This is a genomic window from Rhodococcus sp. Leaf247, assembly GCF_001426185.1.
Lineage (GTDB): Bacteria > Actinomycetota > Actinomycetes > Mycobacteriales > Mycobacteriaceae > Rhodococcoides.
Window position 1 is genome coordinate 484,985 of sequence record NZ_LMRP01000004.1, and the last position, 16,827, is coordinate 501,811.

At 68.8% G+C, this 16,827-nt stretch carries 17 protein-coding genes; 12 read left to right on the forward strand and 5 right to left on the reverse strand.

Annotated features, from left to right (window positions below; translation table 11 throughout):
• Nucleotides 1-7 precede the first annotated feature (7 nt).
• A complete protein-coding gene (locus tag ASG64_RS20275) occupies nt 8-778 on the reverse strand; it encodes a class I SAM-dependent methyltransferase (protein WP_056075939.1) in 771 nt (256 codons plus the stop codon).
• Nucleotides 779-1,063: 285 nt separating this feature from the next.
• On the opposite strand from ASG64_RS20275, the gene ASG64_RS20280 reads away from it, so the two are divergent.
• From ASG64_RS20280 to ligA, 8 genes are all read left to right on the forward strand, one after another.
• Nucleotides 1,064-1,864 (forward strand): electron transfer flavoprotein subunit beta/FixA family protein, encoded by an 801-nt coding sequence (locus ASG64_RS20280; protein WP_042576486.1) that lies wholly within the window; start codon nt 1,064-1,066, stop codon nt 1,862-1,864.
• A gap of 55 nt (nt 1,865-1,919) precedes the next feature.
• The gene (locus ASG64_RS20285; protein WP_042576487.1) at nt 1,920-2,876 is read left to right on the forward strand and encodes an electron transfer flavoprotein subunit alpha/FixB family protein; all 957 of its coding nucleotides are present in this window, start codon (nt 1,920-1,922) and stop codon (nt 2,874-2,876) included.
• 143 nt (nt 2,877-3,019) lie between these two features.
• Complete coding sequence (locus ASG64_RS20290) at nt 3,020-3,829, forward strand: GNAT family N-acetyltransferase (RefSeq protein ID WP_042576488.1); 810 nt, start codon at nt 3,020-3,022, stop codon at nt 3,827-3,829.
• The gene (locus tag ASG64_RS20295; RefSeq protein ID WP_156388431.1) at nt 3,826-4,716 is read left to right on the forward strand and encodes a lysophospholipid acyltransferase family protein; all 891 of its coding nucleotides are present in this window, start codon (nt 3,826-3,828) and stop codon (nt 4,714-4,716) included. The genes ASG64_RS20290 and ASG64_RS20295 overlap by 4 nt, the downstream gene beginning before the upstream one ends.
• A gap of 76 nt (nt 4,717-4,792) precedes the next feature.
• Nucleotides 4,793-6,001: a cysteine desulfurase family protein gene (locus ASG64_RS20300; protein WP_056075942.1), complete on the forward strand. Its 1,209-nt coding sequence runs from the start codon at nt 4,793-4,795 to the stop codon at nt 5,999-6,001.
• Nucleotides 6,002-6,014: 13 nt separating this feature from the next.
• Nucleotides 6,015-7,112 carry a tRNA 2-thiouridine(34) synthase MnmA gene (gene mnmA, locus ASG64_RS20305; RefSeq protein ID WP_056075945.1) on the forward strand — a complete coding sequence of 366 codons (1,098 nt, stop codon included), beginning with the start codon at nt 6,015-6,017 and terminating at the stop codon, nt 7,110-7,112.
• The gene (locus ASG64_RS20310; protein ID WP_056075948.1) at nt 7,109-8,158 is read left to right on the forward strand and encodes a methionine synthase; all 1,050 of its coding nucleotides are present in this window, start codon (nt 7,109-7,111) and stop codon (nt 8,156-8,158) included. Before mnmA ends, ASG64_RS20310 begins: the two co-directional genes overlap by 4 nt.
• 63 nt (nt 8,159-8,221) lie before the next feature.
• Nucleotides 8,222-10,363 carry an NAD-dependent DNA ligase LigA gene (gene ligA / locus ASG64_RS20315; protein WP_056075951.1) on the forward strand — a complete coding sequence of 714 codons (2,142 nt, stop codon included), beginning with the start codon at nt 8,222-8,224 and terminating at the stop codon, nt 10,361-10,363.
• Here the strand turns inward: ligA and ASG64_RS20320 are convergent.
• Complete coding sequence (locus ASG64_RS20320; protein WP_042576493.1) at nt 10,331-10,981, reverse strand: ACT domain-containing protein; 651 nt, start codon at nt 10,979-10,981, stop codon at nt 10,331-10,333. The two genes, ligA and ASG64_RS20320, sit on opposite strands and share 33 nt — an antisense overlap.
• A gap of 132 nt (nt 10,982-11,113) precedes the next feature.
• On the opposite strand from ASG64_RS20320, the gene gatC reads away from it, so the two are divergent.
• Both gatC and gatA read left to right on the forward strand, forming a co-directional pair.
• Entirely contained in the window at nt 11,114-11,413 is a 300-nt protein-coding gene (gene gatC, locus ASG64_RS20325; protein WP_042576494.1) for an Asp-tRNA(Asn)/Glu-tRNA(Gln) amidotransferase subunit GatC, read from the forward strand.
• Nucleotides 11,410-12,891 (forward strand): Asp-tRNA(Asn)/Glu-tRNA(Gln) amidotransferase subunit GatA, encoded by a 1,482-nt coding sequence (gene gatA / locus ASG64_RS20330; RefSeq protein WP_056075954.1) that lies wholly within the window; start codon nt 11,410-11,412, stop codon nt 12,889-12,891. Before gatC ends, gatA begins: the two co-directional genes overlap by 4 nt.
• Here the strand turns inward: gatA and ASG64_RS20335 are convergent.
• The 3 genes from ASG64_RS20335 to ASG64_RS20345 form a co-directional block, all read right to left on the reverse strand.
• The gene (locus tag ASG64_RS20335) at nt 12,846-13,763 is read right to left on the reverse strand and encodes an alpha/beta-hydrolase family protein (protein ID WP_162245521.1); all 918 of its coding nucleotides are present in this window, start codon (nt 13,761-13,763) and stop codon (nt 12,846-12,848) included. The genes gatA and ASG64_RS20335 overlap by 46 nt on opposite strands.
• A gap of 102 nt (nt 13,764-13,865) precedes the next feature.
• Nucleotides 13,866-14,162, reverse strand: coding sequence for a hypothetical protein (locus tag ASG64_RS20340; protein ID WP_156388432.1), 297 nt, complete (start codon nt 14,160-14,162; stop codon nt 13,866-13,868).
• A complete protein-coding gene (locus ASG64_RS20345; protein ID WP_056075963.1) occupies nt 14,159-14,758 on the reverse strand; it encodes a hypothetical protein in 600 nt (199 codons plus the stop codon). Before ASG64_RS20345 ends, ASG64_RS20340 begins: the two co-directional genes overlap by 4 nt.
• A gap of 165 nt (nt 14,759-14,923) precedes the next feature.
• Here ASG64_RS20345 and ASG64_RS20350 point away from each other — a divergent pair, with 165 nt between their 5' ends.
• Together ASG64_RS20350 and ASG64_RS20355 are read left to right on the forward strand one after the other, a co-directional pair.
• Complete coding sequence (locus tag ASG64_RS20350; RefSeq protein ID WP_082518532.1) at nt 14,924-16,165, forward strand: sensor histidine kinase; 1,242 nt, start codon at nt 14,924-14,926, stop codon at nt 16,163-16,165.
• A complete protein-coding gene (locus ASG64_RS20355; protein WP_056075965.1) occupies nt 16,162-16,824 on the forward strand; it encodes a response regulator in 663 nt (220 codons plus the stop codon). Before ASG64_RS20350 ends, ASG64_RS20355 begins: the two co-directional genes overlap by 4 nt.
• Nucleotides 16,825-16,827 lie beyond the last annotated feature (3 nt).

Consider the following 16,827-nt stretch of genomic DNA (forward strand, 5'->3'; position numbering starts at 1 on the left):
GATCCGGTCACGCAGTCGTGCCTGACGGCTTCCGTGCGACGGCGACGAGATCGAGGCTGTCGTCGATGTCCTCGGCCCGCAGGTCGAAGTCGTCCGAGGTGATCCCGGCGACGTCCCGCACGAGCGCGTCCGGCCAGGGTTCCCCAGCGAGGGCGCGCTCGATCTGCGCGTCGATGAAGGACCCGCCGTGTGCCCGGTCGAGCTCGCGAAGCCGCGCGCCGTGATGCACACCGGTGACCGCGTCGATGTCGAACCCGGCGTAGTGCAACAACTCTCGGAGTTCCCGGTCGTTCAACTCGCGAGTGTGGAACGGGTTGAGCGGCGTGTCGCGGCCGGGGGAGAAGGTGATGCGGTTCGGGGTGGAGATCAGGAGTCGGCCACCCGGTACGAGCACTCGGAAGCACTCGCGGAGGAACTGCGCCTGGTCCCACAGGTGCTCGATCACCTGGAAGTTCACCACGGCGTCGACGCTGCCGGTCCGCAGTGGAAGGGACGCGAGGTTGCCCCGCGTCATGGCGACGGACGGGTAGCGCCGGTCCACGTGCTCGGCCGCGCTGCGGTCGTAGTCGAGTCCGATCACCTGCGTCGCCGACTCCGCGATCATCGCGGCGCCGTAGCCCTCGCCGGAACCGGCCTCGAGCACGACCTCGCCGGAGCAGGACGGGGCGAAGTGCCGGTAGACGACCTCGTGGCGACGGAACCAGTAGTTCTCCTCGTCGATGCCGGGGACCGTGCGTTCACCGGTGAGGGGGAGTGCTGCCCGGGTAGCGTCGCTCATCCGGGCGAGAGTAGTTCCCGCCGGGGGCGGCCGGGAAATCGGTCCGCGGCCGGCGTGCGCGACACCCGATCGGCGAAGGACGTGCTGACGGGGGGTGCTTTTCCCGCGCGGAAGGAGTAAGTTACCCATCAGTAACCACGAATGGGGTAACGTCCACGACACGACGGACCCGAGGTCCGCTTCGGGTCCGCGCTACGAATTCACGACAAGCACGAACTGCACGACAAGCACGACAGCGCATGACCTGATTCACCGACACCGGTACACAGGAGGAAGACGAAGACCATGACGAACATCGTCGTTCTGATCAAGCAGGTTCCCGACACGTGGTCCGAGCGCAAGCTCTCCGACGGCGACTACACGCTCGACCGCGACGCGGCCGACGCCGTGCTCGACGAGATCAACGAGCGGGCCGTCGAGGAAGCACTCCTCATCAAGGAGCGTGACGGAGGCGAGGTCAAGGTCCTCTCCGCCGGTCCCGACCGCGCCACCGAAGCCATCCGCAAGGCCCTCTCCATGGGCGCGGACAGCGCAGTGCACGTCAACGACCCCGCCATGCACGGTTCCGACGCCATCCAGACCGCGTGGGCTCTCGCAGCCGCACTCGGCCAGGTGGAGTTCGAGAACGGCGAGGCGGCCGACCTGGTCATCGCCGGCAACGAGGCGACGGACGGCCGTATCGGCGCCGTTCCCGCGATCATCGCCGAGTACCTGGGCATCCCGCAGCTCACGCAGCTGCGCAAGCTCGTCGTCGCGGACGGCAAGGTCAGTGGAGAGCGCGAGACCGACGAGGGTGTGTTCGGCCTCGAGGCGGAACTGCCGGCCATCGTGAGCGTCACCGAGAAGATCAACGAGCCGCGCTTCCCGTCCTTCAAGGGCATCATGGCCGCCAAGAAGAAGACGGTGCAGGTCCTGACCCTGGCCGACATCGGCGTGGACCCGGAGACGGTCGGCGTCGCCAACGCCGGCACCACGGTCACGACGGTCACCCCCAAGCCCCCGAAGACCGCCGGTGAGCGCGTCAACGACGAGGGAGACGGCGGCACCAAGGTCGCCGAGTACCTGGTCGCACAGAAGATCATCTAGATCCCCGTCACCGGCATACATCCTTTCCGCACGAAGCATCTCAGGGAGAAGCACCATGGCAGAGGTACTCGTACTCGTCGAGCACGCCGACGGGGCATTGAAGAAGGTCACCAGCGAACTGATCACCGCGGCTCGCGTCCTCGGTGAGCCGTCCGCAGTCGTCACCGGTGCGCCCGGCACCACCGACGCGATCGCCGCCGCACTGACCGAGGCCGGCGCCGCGAAGATCTACGTCGCCGAGTCCGCGGACGTCGACGGCTTCCTGGTCACGCCGAAGGTCGACGTGCTGTCGTCGCTGGCGGAGTCCGTCTCGCCCGCCGCGATCCTCACGTCCGGCGGCATCGAGGGCAAAGAGGTCGCCGGTCGTCTGGCCGCGCGTCTCGGCGCCGGACTGCACCAGGACGTCGTCGCGATCAACGCCGACAAGTCCGCCACCTACTCGATCTTCGGTGGAGCGTTCACCGTCGAGGCGAAGACCAACGGCGACGTTCCGGTCATCTCGCTGCGCCCCGGCGCCATCGAGGCCGAACCGCAGGCAGGCGCCGGAGAACGTGTCGACGTCGAGGTTCCCGCCCAGGAAGACGCCGTCGTCAAGGTGACGTCGCGTGAGCCGGTCGCCGGTGGCGACCGTCCCGAGCTCACCGAGGCATCGGTCGTCGTGTCCGGTGGACGTGGCGTCGGCAGCGCCGACAAGTTCTCCGTCGTCGAGGATCTGGCCGACTCGCTGGGTGCCGCTGTCGGCGCCTCGCGCGCAGCCGTCGACTCCGGGTACTACCCCGGACAGTTCCAGGTGGGTCAGACGGGCAAGACCGTTTCCCCGCAGCTGTACGTCGCACTCGGCATCTCCGGCGCCATCCAGCACCGCGCCGGCATGCAGACGTCGAAGACCATCGTCGCCGTCAACAAGGACGAGGAAGCGCCGATCTTCGAGATCGCCGACTTCGGCGTCGTCGGTGATCTCTTCGCGGTCACGCCTCAGCTCGCCGAGGCAGTGAAGAAGCGCAAGGGCTGACACCCGGACATCACCGAAAGGTCCCGTTACCCCGACAGTCGTCGGAGTAGCGGGGCCTTTTCCGTTCGTGCACCTTCCGGTCATGTGACGTTGTGGGCGACGTCGTATCGGCTCGCTACACATGTCGCATGACACCTTCGGTCATGACCTCGTACTCCACTCTCGAGCACGAACAGGTGCTCGTCGCCGACAAGCATCACTCCCTGATCCTCGGATCCACACCGCAGCACGTACTCGCGGCACAACGACTGCGCGCGACCGTCTTCCGCGGTGAGGACGGCTTCCGATCCGCCTCCTTCGAGAACGATCTCGACGCGGACCGCTTCGACGCCCACTGCGATCACCTCCTGGTCGTCGACAACCGCAGCGGCGACATCGTCGGTTGCTACCGCATGCTCACTCCCGACGGCGCCGAGCAAGCGGGCGGGTACTACACCGCCACCGAGTTCGACATCAGTGAGCTGCGAGCCCACGAACTGCGCACTGTCGAGATGGGCCGGGCCTGCGTGCTGGACGGCCATCGGTCCGGATCGGTACTCGCCCTCATGTGGTCGGGCATCCTGAAGTACATCGATCTGGGCGGGTACGACCGCGTCATGGGCTGCGTGTCCGTACCCATGAGCATCGGAGACGGCGAACCTGTCGGGGCGCACGTCAAGGGTGTGCACGATCTGGTCGAGAAGCGTCACCGTTCCGACGTCCGCGCCTATCCGCGCACACCCGTCCGAGTCGACGGGGTGGATCTCGCCGACATCGCCGCCCCGTCCAGGACATCGGTTCCGGCGCTGCTGCGCGGATACCTGCGCATGGGCGCGTCCATCTGCGGAGACCCCGCTCACGACGCAGACTTCGGTGTCGCCGACTTCGTCGCACTCCTGCACATGAAGGACGCCAACGTCCGCTACCTCGACCGCCTGCGGTCGGCCGCGGAGACGGCGGAGTCGCGTTCGTGACGACGCACGCCTGGATGCCGCACAGCCCGTGCGGCACGGGGTGTCATCCGGCTCGGTCGGCCACCGTCGGCACCGTCCGGGTCGTGCTGCGCTGCGTTCTCGTCGCGGTGATCCTCCTCCTGGTTCCCGTGCTGGCTGCCGGACGACTGCTGCCCACCGCCGGGCGCCGAGCGGTGGCCCGATCCGGGGCACGCGGCCTGCTGGGTGCCCTCGGGATAGGTGTGTCGGTGCACGGCGCGCCCGAGCCCGGATCCTCGACGTCGACAGGCACGCTCGTGGTCGCGAACCACATGTCCTGGACCGACGTGCTGGTGCTCGCCGCGTGCTTCCCGTGCCGATTCGTGGCGCGCGCCGACCTGGTCGACTGGCCGGTACTGGGGATCCTGGCGCGCATCGTCCGCGTCGTGCCCATCGCGCGGGAACGACTGCGCACACTTCCCGCAACGGTCGGTGACGTGACCGACGCGCTGCGCGGTGGAGCCACCGTCGTCGTCTTCCCCGAAGGCACGACCTGGTGCGGCACGGCCTACGGCTCGTTCCGTCCCGCTCTCTTCCAGGCGGCTGTCGACGCGGGCGCCGTGGTGCGTCCCGTCGGCATCTCCTATCGCGACGGCGACGGTTCGCCGACGACGGCGACGGCCTTCGTCGGAGACGAGGGCATCGGTGACTCGATGGCGCGGATTCTGAGGCTGAAAGGCCTCCGCGCCGAGGTTCGCATCTGCGAGGACATCGCCCCGATGAACGATCGACGACTGCTGGCCCGCTGTGCCGAGCTGGCGGTCCGTCGACAGGCGGACGTCCTGACCGTCCCACCGCTGCGCACCGTCGACTCGAATTCTCGGACCACGGGTCGGCTCGAAGCCGCTGTCGCGAGTCCGGTCGGGTGAGCTGACTCTCTGCCGAGGACGCGTTCCCGCGGGGCGCGGTGGACCACCGGCCGGACCGGTTATCCTGGACACCGTCATGCCCCAGCCCATACGCGTGCCGGCGGAGCCGGTGTACCTCGATCATGCTGCGACCACTCCCATGGTGGACGCGGCCGTCGAGGCGATGACCGACGTGTTCCGCACCGTCGGGAACGCGTCGTCCTTGCACGGGTCGGGTCGCCAGGCTCGTCGCCGCATCGAGGAATCGCGCGAGTCCATCGCCGCGGGTCTGGGTGCGCGACCGTCCGAAGTCATCTTCACCTCCGGGGGTACGGAGAGCGACAACCTCGCCGTCAAGGGCATCTTCTGGGCTCGTCGTGCGAACGATCCCCGGCGTGTGCGCGTCATCACCAGCGCGGTCGAGCACCATGCGGTCCTCGACGCGGTGGAGTGGCTCGAACGGCACGAGGGTGCCGTCGTCACGTGGCTGCCCGTCGACTCCGAGGGTCGCGTGGCTCCGTCCACGTTGCGGCGCGAACTCGAACTCCACGCCGACGAGGTCGCGGTGGTGTCGATCATGTGGGCCAACAACGAGGTCGGCACTGTCATGCCGATCGCCGAACTCGCTGCCGTGTCGGCGGAGTTCAGCATTCCGATGCACAGTGACGCCGTGCAGGTGGTCGGGGTGCGGGACGTCGACTTCGCGGCCAGCGGGCTGTCGGCGTTGTCCATCGCCGCCCACAAGTTCGGTGGACCCCACGGTGTGGGTGTGCTGCTGCTCGGCCGGTCCGTGCCGTGCGAGTCCTTGTTGCACGGTGGGGGACAGGAGCGCGACGTGCGCTCCGGAACGCCGGACACGGCCGGAGCGGTCGGCATGGCCGCCGCGCTCGACGTCGCCGTCTCGTCCCGCGCCGACACCGAGATCCGGCTGGCCGCGCTGCGGGACCGGATGATCGACGGCATCGTCGAGGCCGTCCCCAGCGCGACGGTCAACGGTGCCCGCGGCGCCGACCGTCTTCCGGGCAACGTGCACGTCACCTTCCCCGGGTGCGAGGGTGACTCGTTGCTGATGCTTCTCGACGCGTCGGGCATCGAGTGCTCGACGGGGTCTGCCTGCACGGCAGGCGTCGCGCGTGCGAGTCACGTCCTGCTCGCCATGGGAGTCGATCCGGACGACGCACGGGGATCCCTGCGATTCTCCCTCGGCCACACCAGCACCGACGCCGACGTCGATGCACTGCTGGAGGCACTGCCGCGCGTCGTCGAACGCGCACACGCCGCCGGCATGGCGTCCACCTCGAGATAGAAGGAAAGAAGACATGCGAGTTCTTGCTGCCATGAGTGGCGGAGTCGATTCTGCCGTCGCGGCGGCGCGAGCCGTGGACGCGGGGCACGACGTGGTGGGCGTGCATCTCGCGCTGTCCACCGCCCCCGGCGCACTGCGCACCGGATCACGTGGTTGCTGCTCCAAGGAGGATGCCGGCGATGCGCGGCGTGCCGCCGACGTTCTCGGGATCCCGTTCTACGTCTGGGATTTCGCGGACCGCTTCAAGGAGGACGTGATCGACGACTTCGTCGCGTCCTACGCGGCGGGCGAGACCCCCAATCCGTGCCTGCGGTGCAACGAGAAGATCAAGTTCGCAGCCCTTGCCGACCGTGCGGAAGCGCTCGGTTTCGACGCGGTGGCGACCGGCCACTACGCCCGACTCGAGGACGGCGTGCTGCGTCGCGCGGTCGACGCCGACAAGGACCAGAGTTACGTCCTCGGGGTCCTGACCTCGCGCCAGCTGTCGCGGGCCATGTTCCCCATCGGAGACACCCCGAAGGCCGAGGTGCGCGACGAGGCCGCTCGGCGCGGTCTGGCCGTCGCCGACAAGCCCGACAGTCACGACATCTGCTTCATCCCGTCCGGTGACACGCGGGCCTTCCTGGGGGCCCGCATCGGTATCCGTCCGGGCGCGGTCGTCGATGCCGACTCCGGCGCCGTCCTGGCCGAGCACGACGGTGTTCACGGTTTCACCGTCGGTCAGCGCAAGGGCCTCGGTGTCGAGGGACCGGCCGCCGACGGCAAGCCGCGGTACGTCACGTCCATCGAACCCGAGACCGGGACGGTGCGTGTGGGTTCGGCCGACCGCCTCGACGTCCATGCGATCGACGCGACTCGTCCGGTCTGGACGTCCGGAACGGTGCCGGACGGATCGTTCGACTGCGTCGTGCAGGTACGGGCGCACGGCGGGATGGCCGACGCCGTGGCACGGGTCGAGGGTGACGTCCTCCACATCGACCTCCGCACCCCACTGACTGGTGTCGCACGTGGACAGGCCGCGGTGCTGTACCGCCCGGATGCTGCCGGCGACGAGGTCATCGGCAGTGGCACCATCGCCGGTACCTCCGCACGGTCTCCGCAGACCGCGTGAGCCGTTCCGAGGACGGCCCGGGAGCCGATGTCGCCGCACGGGTCGCCGGACTGGCGACGGGCCTCGGCTCGTGGCCGGGAACGGACATCGCGAATTCGGTGACCACCGTCATCGGTGAGCTGCCCGATCTTCCCCACGTCGTGGAACTGCCTGCGCGCGGACTGGGCGCGGACATGATCGGCCGGACCGGTGTCCTGTTGGTCGACATCGAACTCGACGCCGCCACCAGCGGCTACCGGGTGAGCGCCCGTCCCAGCGGTACCGGTCGGCGTGCACGCGACTTCCTCGCCGAGGATCTCGACGTCCTCGAGGAACAGTGGGAACTCGCCGGTCTCCGCGGCAGCGGACGCACCGTCAAAGTGCAGGCTGCCGGACCGTTCACGATGGCCGCCGACGTGGAGCTCTCGCACGGGCACAGGGTGCTGACGGACCGGGGAGCGCTCCGGGACATCACGGAGTCCCTGGCCGAGGGTGTGGCGGCACATGCTGCCGAGGTCGAGCGTCGGCTGGGCGTCTCCGTCGTCGTGCAGCTCGACGAGCCCCGCATCGCCGCCGTACTCGGCGGTCGGTTGCAGGGGGTCACCAGCATCGAGCAGATCGCCCCGGTATCGGCTCCCGACGTCGCCACCCTTCTCGGTGCGGTGGTGACCAGGGTGGGTCGCCCCGTGATCGTGCACACCTGCTCCGCCGACGTCCCCTTCGAGGTGTTCACCCGTAGCGGTGTGCACGGCGTCGCCTTCGACCTGTCGCTCCTCGAGTCGTCACGGTACGACGCCGTCGGGGATTTCATCGAGAGCGGTGGCGTCCCTGTTCTCGGTGTCGTGCCGGGGACGGACCCGGTGACGTTCCCCGGGTGGCGCGAGAGTGCCGCGCCGGCAGTGGACTTGATCGACCGGCTCGGCTTCCCGCGCCGCTACCTCGCGGAGCGGGTGTCTCTCGCTCCCGCGTGCGGTCTGGCAGGCGCGTCGATGCCGTGGGCCCGCCATGCTCTGACCGTTCTCCGGGACGTCCGAGCCGCCTTCTCGGAGGACCCGGACTCGCTGTAGACGTCGGCGTTGCGCGTCCTGCGGGCACGTTTCGGTGTCGGCACCCTCGGATAGTCTGCGGACGTGGACGACGTCGAGACACCTCAGGAGCTCACCCCCGCGACGGCGGAGCAGAAGCAGCAATGGGACGAGCTCGCCGAGGAGGTCCGCGGGCACCAGTTCCGGTACTACGTCCGCGATGCGCCGGTCATCTCCGACGGTCAGTTCGACGACCTGTTGAAGCGTCTGCAGGCCATGGAGGAGGAACACCCCGACCTGCGGACGCCGGATTCGCCGACGCAACTGGTCGGCGGTGGCTTCGAGACCGACTTCACCGCGGTCGACCATCTCGAACGAATGTTGTCTCTGGACAACGTGTTCGACGCGGACGAGCTACGTGCCTGGGTCCGCCGCGTCGAGGTGGAGGCGGGCGAGAACCTGCACTACCTCTGCGAGGTCAAGATCGACGGCGTCGCTCTGAATCTGATCTACGAGAACGGACGCCTCGTCCGTGCCGCGACCCGCGGCGACGGTCGTACCGGTGAGGACGTCACGCTGAACGCCCGCACCATCGACGACATACCTGAGCGCCTCACCGCGACCGAGGAGTTCCCGGTTCCCACACTGCTGGAGGTGAGGGGCGAGGTGTTCTTCCGCCTCGAGGACTTCCAGGCGCTCAACGCGTCCTTGGTGGAACAGGGCAAACCGCCGTTCGCCAATCCGCGCAACTCCGCTGCCGGGTCGCTGCGGCAGAAGAATCCCGCCGTGACCTCGCGTCGGCGTCTGGGCATGATCTGCCACGGCTTCGGCCGGATGGAAGGCTTCGATCCACCGGCACAGTCGGTGGCGTACGACGCGCTCGCCGCATGGGGTCTGCCGGTGTCCACCCACACCGTGCTGGTGCAGGGCGTGGACGCCGTCGTCGAGCGGATGGAGTATTGGGGTGAGCACCGGCACGCGGTGGAACACGAGATCGACGGTCTCGTGGTCAAGGTCGACGAGATGTCGCTCCATCGCCGGCTCGGCGCGACGTCCCGTGCTCCCCGGTGGGCCATCGCGTTCAAGTACCCGCCCGAGGAAGCGACGACGACACTTCTCGACATCCGGGTCAACGTCGGCCGAACCGGCCGCGTGACTCCGTTCGCCTTCATGGAGCCCGTCCTCGTCGCCGGGTCGACCGTGTCGCTGGCAACTCTGCACAACGCGTCCGAGGTCGTCCGGAAGGGTGTTCTGATCGGGGACACCGTCGTCATTCGTAAAGCCGGAGAAGTGATTCCGGAAGTGCTCGGTCCCGTGGTGGACGCGCGGACCGGTGACGAGCGCGCGTTCGTCATGCCGACACACTGCCCCGAGTGCGGCACCGAGTTGGCTCCCGCCAAGGAGGGTGATGCGGACATCCGCTGCCCCAACTCGCGGTCGTGCCCCGCGCAGTTGCGGGAGCGTGTGTTCCACGTCGCCGGTCGCGGCGCGTTCGACATCGAGGTGCTGGGGTACGAGGCAGCCACGGCGCTGCTGTCGGCGTCGGTGATCGAGGACGAGGGCGACCTGTTCGATCTCACACAGGAGCAGCTCACCCGCACCGAACTCTTCCGCACCAAGGCGGGCGCGCTGTCCGCGAACGGCCGTCGGCTGTTGGACAACCTCGGACGCGCCAAGGACCAGCCGCTGTGGCGCGTCCTGGTGGGCCTGTCGATCCGCCATGTCGGTCCGACGGCCGCCCGCGCGCTGGCGGCGCGGTTCGGCAGCCTCGACGCGATCAGGGCCGCCTCGGAAGAGGAACTGGCTGCGGCGGACGGAGTGGGTCCCACCATCGCTCGCGCCGTCGTCGAGTGGTTCGACGTCGACTGGCACCGCGCGATCGTCGAAAAGTGGTCGGCCGCGGGCGTACGCATGGAGGACGAGCGCGACGAGAGCATCGAGCGGACGTTGGACGGTATGTCCATCGTCGTGACCGGGTCGCTGGCCACCTTCACGCGCGACGACGCGAAGGAGGCTATCCTCGCCCGCGGGGGAAAAGCTGCGTCGTCGGTGTCGAAGAAGACGGCGTTCGTCGTCGTCGGCGAGGCACCCGGTTCGAAGCACGACAAGGCACTCGAGCTGGGGGTCCCCGTTCTCGACGAGGACGGATTCAGGGTGCTGCTGGCCGACGGCCCGGATGCGGCGCGAGCCACGGTCGAGTCCGCCGACGGTGCGTCAGGCGAGGACGGTAGCGACGATTCCGGCTAGGTAGCCCAGTCGAGCGATCTCCGAAGGACGGAAGTCGGGACCGCCGGGGCGTCCGAGCACCAGAACGGCGCCCGAACTGCCCAGTGGTGCGGCGGCGAGGGTGGTGTCCATGTCCTTCCAGGACTTCGGCACCCAATCGCCCTCGGCGTCGAGTACTGCCGGCTTGGTCAGCGGCATCCACGGCATGTCGGCGGGGCGCGACTCCGGCGCCCCGGAACTGCCGACGATGATCGCCGGACCCTGATCCGTCATGCCCACCACCGTGCTCCAGCCGACACGGAGAACACGCGGTGCACCGTCGACCAGGACCTGGAACCTGTCGTCGTGCGCCGTGGCGACTCGATCGATCAGTTCGAGTTCTCGGTGAGTGTCGAGGATGCCGGAGTACGGCCGGATGGAGTCGACACGCACGTCGGCGAGCTTTTCGGCCGCGGTGATGAGAGTGTCCGGAAGAGCGCCCTGCGCGACATCGACGACCAGGTCGTCGACGGCGAATCCGGCGCCACGTTCGATGACGTCGAGCGAGAGAATGTCGGCCCCGACCGATCCCAGCGCGACGGCCAACGCGCCGAGACTGCCCGGTCGATCGGGCAGTTGGACTCTCAACAGATAGGACACGCGGTCATCCTTGCACTGGTCGCCACCACTATCGACTCACACGGGCAGCGCCGACGAGGCCGTCGCTGCCGGTATCGCGCCACGAACTAGGCTTCGTGCCATGCGTTACGAAACTAAGGGGGCCTGACGGACGTGTCTGCCATATCCCGCGACGAGGTCGCTCACCTCGCCCGACTGTCCCGCCTCGCACTCGGTGACGACGAGCTCGATGCCTTCGCCGGCCAGCTCGACGCCATTCTCGACCACGTGAAGGCGGTCTCCGAGGTCGACGTCACGGACGTCGATGCGACGGCCAGCCCGTTGGCTGTGACCAACGTCACCAGGCCTGACGTCATCGTCCCTGGCCTGCAGCCGGAGAGCGCGCTCGCCGAGGCACCCGCCTCCGAACAGAGCCGTTTCGCCGTACCGCGCATCCTGGGAGAAGAAGGATGACCGACCTCGTCCGCAGCACGGCCGCAGACCTCGCTGCCAAGATCCGCACCCGTGAGGTGTCCGCCGTCGAGGTCACTCGTGCGCACCTCGATCGCATCGCCGAGGTCGACGGCACGCTGCACGCGTTCCTGCACGTCGCCGGCGACGAGGCGCTCGCCGCGGCCGAGGCCGTGGATGTCAGCCTCGACGCCGGAGACGCTCCCGCGTCTCCTCTCGCCGGTGTGCCGTTGGCGCTCAAGGATGTCTTCACCACGACCGACATGCCGACCACCGCGGGCTCGAAGATGCTCGAAGGCTGGGTCTCGCCGTACGACGCCACGGTGACCGCACGTCTGCGCGCAGCGGGAATTCCGTTGCTGGGCAAGACGAACTTGGACGAGTTCGCCATGGGTTCGTCCACCGAGAACAGTGCGTACGGCCCCACGCTGAACCCGTGGGACACCACCCGCGTTCCCGGCGGATCGGGCGGCGGTTCCGCTGCGGCCCTCGCGTCGTTCCAGGCACCGTTGGCCATCGGCACGGACACCGGCGGCTCGATCCGTCAGCCTGCCGCCGTGACCGGCACCGTCGGGTGCAAGCCCACGTACGGCGGTGTCTCCCGCTTCGGTCTGATCGCGTGCGCCTCGTCGCTGGACCAGGGCGGCCCGTGCGGCCGTACCGTCCTCGACACGGCGCTCCTGCATCAGGTCATCGCCGGCCACGACCCCCGTGACTCGACGTCGGTCGACGCTGCAGTGCCGGATGTCGTCGAGGCCGCTCTGCGCGGAGCGGGCGGCGATCTGACGGGTGTCCGCGTCGGCGTCGTCAAGGAATTGCACTCCGATGCCTATCAGCCCGGGGTCATCTCGTCGTTCGACGCGGCTGTCGAGGTGCTGACGTCGTTGGGGGCCGAGGTCGTCGAGGTCTCGTGCCCCAGCTTCGAGCACGCGCTCGCGGCCTACTACCTGATCCTCCCGTCGGAGGTGTCGTCCAACCTCGCGCGTTTCGACGCGATGCGGTACGGATTGCGTGTCGGCGACGACGGGACGCGCAGCGCGGACCAGGTGATGGCGATGTCCCGTGCCGCCGGATTCGGTGCGGAAGTCAAGCGCCGCATCATGATCGGCACCTATGCGCTGTCGGCCGGTTACTACGACGCGTATTACGGCCAGGCGCTCAAGATCCGCACGCTCATCGCTCGGGATTTCGACCGGGCCTACGAGAAGGTGGATGTGCTGGTCTCGCCGACCACCCCGTCGACGGCGTTCGCGCTGGGCGAGAAGGTCGACGATCCCATCGCGATGTACCTGTACGACCTGTGCACCCTCCCCACCAACCTCGCGGGGCATCCCGCGATGTCGGTGCCGTCGGGTCTCGCGGACGGTCTGCCCGTCGGACTGCAGATCATGGCTCCGGCCATGGCGGACGACAGGCTCTACCGCGTCGGTGCCGCCTACGAGGCGGCCCGCGGCGAGTTCCCGCACCCGTCCGCCGTCTGATCGACGATCGCCGCTCCCTGCTCGGGCCCGTACCGGTGTCCGTGCCCGGCAGGGGCGCCGGTCGCCAGGATCAGGTCTGCAGTCGCGGATGCGAAGGACAACACCGGAAACCACGGTGGCACAGGGGAATCGGTGCGTACGCGGCTGTCCCGTCTCGGCGGATCGACGATCGTCGACGGTGACCAGGTAGGAACCGGATCCGAGGCGTTGGACACGACAGTGTCCGGCACCGGGCTCGGCCCGGGACTCCTCGACGGGGGTGGGCCGACGGAGACCGTGCCGCACACCGCGGATCGGACGTGCGGCGGCGCCGCGTCGAGAGCCGCGCGTGCTGCCCACGCACCGAGACTCTGCCCGTAGACGACGACGTCGGGGCGCTGATCGATCGGGCGATGCGAGAGTCGGTCGGTGATCGCCGTGAGCAGAGTGGACGTCGCGTCGAGTGCGCGGTCTCGCTCGGTCAGGTAGGCCAGCCAGCTCGGTGAGTCCGAGTACTGCACACTCACGGTGGCAGCGCGTCTGCCCAGTCGCGCATCCACCTCCGACAGGGCCGCCTCGTCGACCCATCCCGATCCGGTCGGCACCGCCACCACCAGGACGTCGCGGTCGAAGGCTCCGACTCGGTCCAATTCGTCGACGGCCAGGTCGGCGCGGCTGCGGGGGTCGGGGCCGGAGTGCAGACCCGCATACACGCGAATGGTGTCGGGTGTCGCGCCTCCTGTCACCACCCGCTGCCCGTGCTTGTCGAGGGTCGACCACGGAATCAGCGAGACTGCCGATCCGGACCGAGCCGCGGTGACACCGCCGACCGAGTCGGTGGCCGTCGACGGCCCAGTGAACGACAGGAGGACTCCCACGGCGACGACTGCCACCGACATCACCCGGATCGGCGTGGTCGATGCGCGACGAAGAACCCTCGGCACCTGAAGGACGACGGCGCTCGCGGCGACGACGAGCACGAGGACCGTCGGCCATTAGTGCAGGGGAATGCGCGGTACATCCATGGCGCCGCGAACAATGTTCTGCCACAGATGTTCACGAATCACGCACGCGGCGATGACGCAGGTAGCGGCACCGGCGACGACGGGAGAACGCCGCGGGTCTCGGCGTGTGCCGACCAGGCGCACGGCGACGAGAGCCAGGACGACACACACCGTGGTCAGCACTGCCTGGGCGAGCGGCCCGCGCGGAAGGGATCCCGGCCACAGTGACATGGACGCCGCAACCGCGAGACCGATCGACTGCAGCGTCGTGGGCACGCGCACGCTCATCGTCCTCCTCCGGCCGCGACGAGAAGCGCCGCGAGGACCGCTGCAGCCAGTGCCGCGAGCAGCCGGGTCGGATTCTCGACCACGGGCGGTCCGTACGACTGGCGCCACGAATTACCCTGCACGGCAGCGTGTGCTGCGAACGCCATGACGTCGCACTGCGCTCGGTCGACGATGGACGGTCGTGCGCGGCACGCGGAGGACATCCTGTCGAACAGTGTCCGGTCGATGTCCTGGCGGGCGGACGACGGCAGTGGCCGGCCTGTCGTGGCCGCTGCTCGCAGAATGTCGTAGCCGAGATCGTGAGCCGCGCAGGGCGTCTCGAATTCGGCGGGCAGGGGGATCGGCGACGAACAGGAACCGCGTGGTGACGTGAGCATTCCGTCGAGGACGACCGGCTCGTACCCGACGGCGGCGGCCAGATCGGGGGACTCCCTGTCGTGCAGTGCATCGTCGAGGGTCCTCGCCATCGGGGTGTCCGGAACGGCCGCGGCCGCGGTGGCGGACGCGACGGGTGCGGCGGCGAGCACGACGATCGCGGACGCGGTCGACAGGGAGGCAGCAAGCGCGGTGGCGGTTCTGCGGAGTGACATCGGCATGGACAGGACGCTAGGAACGCCGTGTCGACCCGGGCGTCACCCGAGCGAGCCGTTCCGCCGCAGGACCCGAGTTCCGTTCGGCGCGGCCACCCCCTACCGGAGTAGGGGGCCGGGGGCTACCCGGGACCGATTCCGTACACGGGCCCGAACTTCTATTCTTCGTCCATGACAGCAGTACGACCGGTCCGCAACCCGGTGACACGTCTGGTCGTCCGGTTCGGTGCGGGCAGGCTCGACGACGTCGCCACGATCGCCGTCACGGCGATCCTGTTCGCCGTCGCATGGCCGACTCTCCATCTGACGCATCAGGTGTCGCCGCCGTGGCAACCGGTCGTCGCGGCCGCGGCGACCGCACCTCTGCTGCTGCAGCGCCGTCTGCCCGTCGTCGGGTGGACGCTGTCGGCCGTGGGCGCGTCGACGATCGGAGTGGTGATCACTCGCCTCGACGGGTGGACCTACCCCTGGCAGGTGGTGCACCTGATGGTGCTCGGACTTCTGCTGTTCGCGGTCGGAGTCCGCGCGTCGATGTCGTCCGTCGTGGTCGCGTCCGTGGCGTCCGCGCTGCTGTGTCTCGCCCAGATGCCCGGACAGGACGGTATCGGGTGGACGTTCGGCGTTCTCGCCGTCACCACTGCCGCGCTGTTGGTGCGCCGACTCCGGACGTCGCGACGCGCCTTGGCAGAGGCCGAGGAGATCGGTGAGACCGAACGCGCTCGCCGCGCGATCCTCGAGGAGAAGGCGCGCATCGCCCGCGACCTCCACGACGTCGTCGCCCACACCATGTCGATGGTCGTCGTCGCGGCACAGACTGCGCCGTATCGCATTCCGGACGTCTCGCCAGCCGCCGCGGCGGAGTTCGATGCCATCGGAGCGACGGCGCGGGCGGCACTCAACGAGATCCGCGGGGTGCTCGGAGTGTTGCGCAACGATGCTGCGGCGGGTCCGGACGGCGTGGCTGTCACGGCACCCGCCCCGGGGGCCGGCGATCTGCAGGCGATGTTCGAGGGCACGCGTCGTGCGGGCGTCGATCTGGACTGGAACGTCGACGGTGACCCGAGTGCGGTGAGCGACACGGTCGGGTTGGTCATGTACCGGGTGGTGCAGGAATCTCTCGCGAACGCGGCTCGGCACGCGCCGGGCTCGTCGGTGCGAGCCGACATCGCGATCGGATCCGACCGGATCGACATCGTCGTCGTCAACGATGTTGCCGCCGAAACGGTATCGACGTCCGGTGGGCACGGACTCGACGGTATGCGGGACCGCGTCCATGCGGTCGGAGGAACGTTCTCCGCGGCACATCAGCCGGACGGGCGCTACGTCGTCCGGGCGAGCATCGCGACGGATCCCGCGGGACGTGGAGGCTCCGTCGACGCCGTTCCGACCGCCGTGTCGGGCATGCCGGCATGACCATCACGGTGCTGGTGGCCGACGATCAGGCGATGGTGCGCGACGGGTTCGGCGCACTGCTGCACGCGCAATCGGACATCAGTGTGGTCGGTGCTGCCGCGAACGGTCGCGAGGCGGTCGAGGAGGCGGCCCGTCTGCGTCCCGACGTCGTGTTGATGGACGTACGCATGCCGGTGATGAACGGGTTGGACGCTGCGGCCGCCATTCTCCGGGCGGGCGGAGATCCGCCGATCCGTGTCCTCATGCTCACCACCTTCGATCTGGACGACTACGTCTACGAAGCCCTCCGCGCGGGTGCCAGTGGATTCCTGTTGAAGGACGCTCCCGCCGACGAGCTGGTGCGTGCGGTCCGAGTCGTCGCGGCCGGCGACGCACTACTGGCTCCGTCGGTGACCAGACGACTCATCCAGGACGTCACGCGGCGACGCCCGCGACGGGACGCGCGCGTCGACCTCGTCGCGTCGTTGACGCCGCGTGAAGTCGAGGTTCTCGAGCTTGTCGCGGGCGGTCTGTCGAATGCCGAGATCGCCGCGCGACTCGTCCTCGCCGAACAGACCGTCAAGACCCACGTCAGCAAGGTTCTGGGCAAACTCGGTCTGCGGGATCGAGCGCAGGCCGTCGTCGTGGCGTACGAGAGCGGCGTCGTCACGCCCGGGTGATCG